Origin of the sequence: Massilimicrobiota sp. An134 (genome assembly GCF_002160815.1) — a bacterium.
Classification (GTDB): Bacteria; Bacillota_I; Bacilli_A; order Erysipelotrichales; family Coprobacillaceae; genus Allocoprobacillus; species Allocoprobacillus merdigallinarum.
This window is the reverse complement of sequence record NZ_NFLH01000030.1, coordinates 21,267-28,714: the sequence shown is the minus strand read 5'-3', so window position 1 is coordinate 28,714 and position 7,448 is coordinate 21,267. Positions and strand designations below refer to the sequence as shown.

Genomic DNA, 7,448 nt, shown 5'->3' with positions numbered 1-7,448 from the left:
TTGACAGATGTAGTTTCAAGACTACACTTTTTGAGCTTGAGTAAATATTAAAAACCAGGAAAAATATATTTCCATACAATTCCTGGTTAAATATTGTCATCTTAACTTAATGACATTGGTTCAATGTCCTCTATGTTTTTTCTTTTTTTGTTTAAGTTGATATTGTCCCCTTTCGTTTTCATCATATCATAACAAAAAAGGCTGTAAATAGCCTTTATCTTGCAAGTCCTTCTTCAATAGCCTTTTTTGCAACAGCCTGAGCTACAATCTGACTCACACGTGGATCTAACGCATTTGGAATAACATATGTTGGTGATAATTCTTCATCACTCACAAGTGAGGCCAAACCATGAGCCGCTGCCAATTTCATTCCTTCACTAATTTTTCTTGCCCTTACATCCAAAGCCCCTCTAAACAATCCTGGAAATGCCAAAACATTATTAATTTGATTTGGATAATCTGAGCGTCCAGTTCCCATGACGGCAACACCAGCATCAATAGCATCCTGATAAGGAATTTCTGGTTCAGGATTTGCCATCGCAAAAACAATTGGATTTTCTTTCATACTTTTGACCATTTCTGGTGTTAAAACACCTGGTGCTGAAACACCAATAAAGACATCAGCTTCTTTCATAGCTTCTGCCATTGTCATACGTTTCGCTTGAGAATTTGTGATTTCAGTTAGTTCCTGAGTTAAAAAATCATATTGATCATAATCTTCTCTTGTGACAATACCATTGATATTAAATCCATATATTTCTTTAACACCCAATGCATGAATCATTTTGATAATAGAACTTCCTGCAGCACCAGTTCCACTTACCACAACAGTAATATCTTCAATTTTCTTATGAACAACTTTTAATGCATTCAATAAACCAGCTGTAACAACAATGGCTGTTCCATGTTGATCATCATGAAAGACTGGAATATCTAATTCGTTGATAAGTGTTCTTTCAATTTCTACGCATCGTGGTGCACTAATATCTTCAAGATTAATACCACCAAATGTTGGTGCAATAGCTTTAACTGTACGAATAATTTCTTGAGGATCTTTTGTATCTAAACAGATAGGCACAGCATCAATATTTCCAAACTTTTTAAATAGGACAGCTTTTCCTTCCATAACAGGCATAGCTGCTTCTGGTCCAATATCTCCTAATCCTAAAACTGCAGTTCCATCGCTGACAACAGCAACACTATTTTGTTTCCAAGTATATTTATAGACATCATCTTTATTTTTCGCAATCTCACGACATGGCTGAGCCACCCCTGGTGTATATGCTAATGATAAATCATGACTTTCTTCTAAAGGGACTTTTAACTGTACTTCCAGCTTCCCTTTTGTTTTTTCATGTAATTCTAATGCTTCCTGATATATATCTTTCATTTTTCTCCCTCTTTTCGTATCTATTATGCCACAGTTTTTACAAAATGAAAAGCAGATGTTTGAAGTGAACCCAATTTGTTGGACACTTATTAAAATTTGTTTTTTAAGCTGTTAATAAGGATTGCTCCCTGTATTGAACAGGAGTTAATCCTTTTAATTTTACTGTAATTCTTTGAGTATTATAATACTCGATATATTCTTCCATCGCAATTTTTAAATCATCTAATGTTTCAAATGTATACTCATACCCATAAAACATTTCATTTTTCATCTTTCCAAAGAAGTTCTCCATTGGCGAATTGTCTAAACAGTTTCCTTTCCTTGACATTGACTGTTGAATTCCTTTTTCCTCTAGCATTTTGTGGTAACCCTGCATTTGATATTGCCAACCCTGATCTGAATGAATGATAAGATTATTCAAGTTATCATATTTATCAAAAGCTTTATTAAGCATATCTTTTGTCTGTTCAAAATTTGGACTTGTTGATATATTGAAAGATACTATCTCTCGATTATGTAAATCTAATATTGGTGATAGATAAAGTTTACCGGCTGCTATATGAAATTCTGATACATCTGTAGACCATATTTCATTGCAGCTTGTTGTATCAAAATTTCTCTTATAATATGTCTTATGATTTTCTTCATCAACCACTTTATCAAGTAACAGATTCTTTACTGTACCATTCATATCACCTTTATATGATTTATATTTTGCTTTTGGCATTTTGGCATATAATCCCATTACAGTCATTAATCGTTTGACTTTCTTATGATTGATCACATATCCCATATTTCTTAATTCTAAAGCTATTCTGCGATAACCATAACGTTCTTTATGCGTATAAAAGATATCGATAATAATGTTCATTATTTCATCATTTTTCATATCTTTATGAGTCTTGGATAACGTATAATAATATGTTGAACGTTTTAATCCGGATATCTCAAGAAGAATCCTTAGTGGATATTTACGCTGCAGCTCACAAACTACCGCTACTTTTTCTTCGGTTGTCGATTCTTCCTTGCCTGAACTGCAGCTCTCAATTTTTTTAGGTATTCAACTTCCGCTTCCAAATACTGATTCCTATTTTCAAGATATTTGATTTTTTCTTCTGGTGTCATATCTTCGTATTTTTTATTGAATTGATCTTTTTTGTTCATAGTAGATGGCCTTCCTCTCGTTTTCTCTACTATAACATATCCATTCTCTTTATACGAGCGAATCCAGTTAGACAATATACCTGTTGAACCTAAACCATATTCAATAGCAGTACTTATTGTTGATTGACCATCAATAATGACTTTATTGATGATTTCTAATTTTAACTCTGGCGAGTAATATTTGTTTTTTCCAGAATTCAAAATATCAAAGCCGTGCTTATCTATCAATCTAATTAAATACTCAACATTACGAGTATTTATTTGATATTCTTTAGATAATGATGGTAAAGTTTGTCCTTGCTTTCGTTTTACATATAATTCTATTTTTTGTTCTCTTGTAAGTTTTGCCATAATAAAAATGAACCTCCATTATTTGGGTGTCCAAATAACGGGGTTCATTTCAGTTTCCATCTGCTTTTATAATGTTGTCATCATAACAGTCATTTTACCATCATATGTGACTTCTTCTTGATCACTACATATAATAAAATGATCTCCCTTTTTCACTTCCATACCTTCCAATGTTCCTTCACCTTCAAGAATACTTACCAATTGGAATGGTTTATCATTAGTAATTGTATTTTCCCCATCCATTCTATAACAATCAACAGTGAAAAATTCACTTTCCACATATCTTGTTTTTGAACCATGATCCAAATGACTATTTGTAAAAAGCTTATTTGTTTCTAAATCAGCAGGAACATTTGTGACATCGATAGATTGTTGAACATGTAATTGTCTTTCATTACCATTTTTATCTTTACGATGATAATCATAAACACGATAAGTAATATCTGATGATTGTTGAGCTTCATAGATTAATGAACCACTACAAATCGCATGTAACGTTCCAGATGGAATATAGAAGAAATCTCCTTTATTAATTTCAAAAGAATTTAATAAATGGTCATAATCATCATTTTCAATTGCTTTTACAAATTCTTCTTTTGTTTGAGCATGATGTCCCATAACCATTTTTGTTCCTTCATCAGCTTGTAAAACATACCAACATTCTGTTTTCCCTAATGAGTTTTCATGTTTGGCAGCATATTCATCATTAGGATGAACTTGAACTGATAAGTCATCTTTTGCATCTATAATTTTAACTAATAATGGGAATTGATCACCATTGACATTTCCAAAAAGTTCACGATGATTTTGCCATAACCAAGAAACAGTTTTTCCTTGATATTCTCCATCACTAATTGTACAATCACCATTTTGATGTCCAGAAATAGCCCAACACTCACCTGTGCTATCACTTGGGATATCATAACCATAAACATCTCTTAATTTATGGCCACCCCAAATCATTTCTTTAAAAACTGGTTGAATCTTTAAAATATGTCCCATAATCATCTTCCTTTCCTATATATTTTAAGAATTCTTCAATTTGATTTTCATGAAAAAGCTGAATACCACATTTTTGACACATTCTAGCAAAAACACCTTGTCCTTCGATTAATTGATGTTGAAATGATCCATCATAGATACCATCACAACCACAACTTGGACTTCTAAACTTCAACAATGCCACTTGAACGCCATTTTTAATAAATATGTCTAACGCTTTTTGAGCACCCAAAATATATTCAGAAGTCACATCCTGATGATTGATTGTTTCAACTTTCAATGGTTCCAAAGATTGAATTTCAGCAGGATCTCTTGGAATAGGTAATCCTCCTAAGACCTCTGGACAAACTGGTATAATGGAATGTCTTTTATCCATTTCTATCAAAATATCAAGAGGATGGCTCTTTCCACTATATGTACAATTGACACCTAGCAAACATCGACTAACCCCTATTTTCATTTTGAATAAGCTCCATAATTTCATAAGGATTGTCAACAATATAATCAGCTCCAGCATTTTCCAATTCCTGTCGCCCTCTAAATCCCCAAGTTACACCAATAGAATCAATACCAGCATAATATCCTGTATCAATGTCCACCTGACTATCACCTATAAAAAAACAATCTTTTTTATCAAGTCTCATTTCCATCAATGCCATATAAGTTGATTGAGGATCAGGTTTGACAGGATATAAGTCCTGTTGTCCATAGATAGCTACAAAAGTATCAGGAAATAGATGTTCTACAATCTGAATAGCTAAAGCATGTGGTTTGTTTGTTACAACAGCTAATTTTATATTTTGCTTTTTTAAATAAGTAATAAGTTCTTCTATTCCATCATAAGGTATTGTATGATCTAAACAATGTTCGCGATATATTTTTTGGAAATCTTGCAGACAAACATCCAATAAATCTAGATGTTCTGGACCTAAAGCTCTTTCCATCAATTTCTTAACACCATTACCAACAAACATATTATATTGAGAAATATCATGAGTTGGCAAATGATGTAACTTTAAGACTTCATTTGTAGATAATGCTAAATCTGTGATGGAATTAACTAAAGTTCCATCCAAATCAAAAAGACATCCTTTTTTCATATAAACCCCCTTTCACATTATAACAGTATTGAAAAAATAATGAAAGATGTTATAATGATTTTATGTCAAATGGGGTGAATTTATGCAAGATAATCAATCAAGAAAATATACAGACATTTTTACATTTATTGGTTATGTGATTGGATTTTTATGTATTCTTTGGTACTTTATATTTGGGGGAAATCCATTCTTACCAGTAATTGGTGTCATTATTATTTTTATAGGACGTTTTGTTGGATATGGTATTGATCGTATTATTGATTTAAAAGAAAATAAATAAAGTGATAGATTCCCTTATGGTCTATCACTTTTTTTATGTTTTATTTTTTTCATAACTAAAATCAAGCAAGTGATTAATGCTCCTATAATAAAAATGATAACAGCATAATAAGCTATTCTTTCCATCATTGATAGCTCAATATCTTCCGTTAAATGCATATCATATGAATAAAGCAAATAATCATCATTATAGATTGAAACTGTCCCTATCTTTTGACCACTTTTCATAGGTGCTACTAAAAAAGTCGATGTATCTACTTGATAAGATAAATCTTTCGTCGATATATTATTATCTATAATGATAGATAAAGTTTGTGGAGCTTGATATTCATAGCGAAACTGAAAAGATTGTAAAAGCCAATAATCAGCAATCGTTTCATCTTTTTTGTAAAGAACAATTTCATGATAATGATCATGAAGATATTGACAAACTGTAATTGCATCTCTTACATGATTTTGAGTATATTGCCCACTGGCATATGCTGTCACTAAAATAAATTGATGTCCATTAAAAGTCATGGTACTTGCTAAAGTTAATTGCGCTTCATCTGTAAAACCACTTTTTGCACCATCAATTTGTGATATATCCAAACCATAACTCATATAACCTCTTTGTAAAGATGAAGACCACGTATGATTTTTCATTGAACTGGTATATGTTCGTGCATTAAAAACATCTTCAAACGTTTGATTTTGCAAAGCATGATGCAAAATCATTGCCATATCATAAACGGTTGTATAATGCTCATTATGATGTAATCCTGTTACATTCATAAAATGAGAATTCTTTAGATTTAATTGTTCTACCAACTGATTCATAGCCATAACCATACCATCAGTAGAACCATATGTTAAACGTGCTAAGGCATTGCAAGCATCTGCACCAGATGGTAATAATGCACCATAAAGCAAATCCTCATATGTTACCAGTTCTCCAGCGTAAAATCCAGCTATTGTGGCTCCAGCCTCAAACAGTCCATCCAAATCCGCTTGTGTGATACGTACCTTTTCATGTATATCAGTTATTTTATCTAATGCTAAACTCACTGTTAAAATTTTTGTCATACTTGCGGGATAGATTTTATCCTGACTTTTTTGATCTAAGTAAACCATTTGAGTTTCCTGATCATAAAGATAAGCATATTTTGAGTGTAAAGAAACTTGAAAATTTTCACTTGCATGGATTGGAACGATTCCAAGACATACAATCATTGTAATCATACAAGTTATTATCTTTTTCATTTTATTTCTCCTCTTTTTAAAAAAGATAGCTTGGTTTCTGAAATGACAATAGCAATAAATATTAAAATAAATCCTAATAAGATTTTAAATGTAAGAATTTCACCATAAAAAGCAATTGAAAATGCGACTCCAAATACAGATTCCAAAGATAAAATCAATGAAGCATTACATTCACTTGTATATTTCTGCCCCGTTGTCTGACAAAACATTGTTAATGCAGTAGCAAATACAACAAGATAAAGAATCTGCAAATAAATAGATGGCTGTATTTGCGTTATAATAGATAAATCTTCAGTTAATAAGGCAAAAACAAATGAAACCATGGCACCACCCATAAACTGTAATGATGTGAAAGCTCCTCCATCAATTCCTTTAGAAAATTTTTTGATCAGTAAAATATGACAGGCATATAAAAAACCACCACATAATGTGAGAAAATCACCTATATTCATAGTTAAATGTTCATCTAAAGATACACAGCCAATCCCTAAAACACAAATAAAAGCTGCAATGAAATTATAAATATCAGGACGTTTATGATAAAACAGCCATACCAAAAAAGGAACAATAGCACAATAAACAGCTGTTAAAAAAGCATTTTTACCAGGTGTTGTATAGTTCAATCCCCATGTCTGTACATAATAAGCTGCAAACAAACAGCCCCCCGTTAACAAACCACCTTTGATTTGCTGAAAATTGAGTTTTTTTATTTTTTTGATAAATATAAGTGATAATAAAATAGCTGCCAATGAAAATCTTAAAAACAACAATACTGCTGGTGTTAAAAAATCAACAGCACTTTTCATAACAATGAAAGAACTTCCCCAAATCAAAGCAGCTATAAGCAACAATAAACTTCCTTGAATATTTTTTTCCATTTCAATCCCCTTTCAAAAATAAATGGTACGTATCGTACCATT

The 7,448-nt window shown here is 31.7% G+C and carries 8 protein-coding genes; 1 reads left to right on the top strand and 7 read right to left on the bottom strand.

Annotated features, from left to right (window positions below; genetic code table 11):
* Positions 1 to 214: 214 nt before the first annotated feature.
* From B5E79_RS10675 to B5E79_RS10655, 5 genes are all read right to left on the bottom strand, one after another.
* The gene (locus tag B5E79_RS10675) at positions 215 to 1,390 is read right to left on the bottom strand and encodes an NAD(P)-dependent malic enzyme (protein WP_087298017.1); all 1,176 of its coding nucleotides are present in this window, start codon (positions 1,388 to 1,390) and stop codon (positions 215 to 217) included.
* 103 nt (positions 1,391 to 1,493) lie between these two features.
* Positions 1,494 to 2,905, bottom strand: a protein-coding gene (locus B5E79_RS10670; protein WP_087298016.1) for an IS3 family transposase whose coding sequence is annotated in 2 segments (ribosomal slippage) — positions 1,494 to 2,393 and positions 2,396 to 2,905 — 1,410 coding nt in all. Because the reading frame shifts where the segments join, the coding sequence is not laid out codon by codon here.
* 66 nt (positions 2,906 to 2,971) lie between these two features.
* Positions 2,972 to 3,907 (bottom strand): type I phosphomannose isomerase catalytic subunit, encoded by a 936-nt coding sequence (locus B5E79_RS10665; RefSeq protein WP_087298015.1) that lies wholly within the window; start codon positions 3,905 to 3,907, stop codon positions 2,972 to 2,974.
* Entirely contained in the window at positions 3,873 to 4,367 is a 495-nt protein-coding gene (locus tag B5E79_RS10660; protein WP_087298014.1) for a 2-thiouracil desulfurase family protein, read from the bottom strand. The genes B5E79_RS10665 and B5E79_RS10660 overlap by 35 nt, the downstream gene beginning before the upstream one ends.
* Positions 4,351 to 5,007, bottom strand: coding sequence for an HAD family hydrolase (locus B5E79_RS10655; RefSeq protein WP_087298013.1), 657 nt, complete (start codon positions 5,005 to 5,007; stop codon positions 4,351 to 4,353). Before B5E79_RS10655 ends, B5E79_RS10660 begins: the two co-directional genes overlap by 17 nt.
* Positions 5,008 to 5,089: 82 nt before the next feature.
* On the opposite strand from B5E79_RS10655, the gene B5E79_RS10650 reads away from it, so the two are divergent.
* Positions 5,090 to 5,287, top strand: a complete 198-nt coding sequence (locus tag B5E79_RS10650) for a hypothetical protein (protein ID WP_087245101.1) — start codon at positions 5,090 to 5,092, stop codon at positions 5,285 to 5,287.
* A 14-nt stretch (positions 5,288 to 5,301) separates the two neighbouring features.
* Here the strand turns inward: B5E79_RS10650 and B5E79_RS10645 are convergent, their stop codons facing one another.
* Positions 5,302 to 6,528, bottom strand: coding sequence for a D-alanyl-D-alanine carboxypeptidase family protein (locus B5E79_RS10645; protein WP_087298012.1), 1,227 nt, complete (start codon positions 6,526 to 6,528; stop codon positions 5,302 to 5,304).
* Positions 6,525 to 7,406 (bottom strand): DMT family transporter, encoded by an 882-nt coding sequence (locus B5E79_RS10640; RefSeq protein WP_087298011.1) that lies wholly within the window; start codon positions 7,404 to 7,406, stop codon positions 6,525 to 6,527. Before B5E79_RS10640 ends, B5E79_RS10645 begins: the two co-directional genes overlap by 4 nt.
* Positions 7,407 to 7,448 lie beyond the last annotated feature (42 nt).

What these genes read in the sequence shown, in the direction of transcription:
- B5E79_RS10675 (WP_087298017.1), bottom strand. Translation starts at nt 1,390, where the DNA reads ATGAAAGATATATATCAGGAAGCATTAGAATTACATGAAAAAACAAAA.
- B5E79_RS10665 (WP_087298015.1), bottom strand. Translation starts at nt 3,907, where the DNA reads ATGGGACATATTTTAAAGATTCAACCAGTTTTTAAAGAAATGATTTGG.
- B5E79_RS10660 (WP_087298014.1), bottom strand. Translation starts at nt 4,367, where the DNA reads ATGAAAATAGGGGTTAGTCGATGTTTGCTAGGTGTCAATTGTACATAT.
- B5E79_RS10655 (WP_087298013.1), bottom strand. Translation starts at nt 5,007, where the DNA reads ATGAAAAAAGGATGTCTTTTTGATTTGGATGGAACTTTAGTTAATTCC.
- B5E79_RS10650 (WP_087245101.1), top strand. Translation starts at nt 5,090, where the DNA reads ATGCAAGATAATCAATCAAGAAAATATACAGACATTTTTACATTTATT.
- B5E79_RS10645 (WP_087298012.1), bottom strand. Translation starts at nt 6,528, where the DNA reads ATGAAAAAGATAATAACTTGTATGATTACAATGATTGTATGTCTTGGA.
- B5E79_RS10640 (WP_087298011.1), bottom strand. Translation starts at nt 7,406, where the DNA reads ATGGAAAAAAATATTCAAGGAAGTTTATTGTTGCTTATAGCTGCTTTG.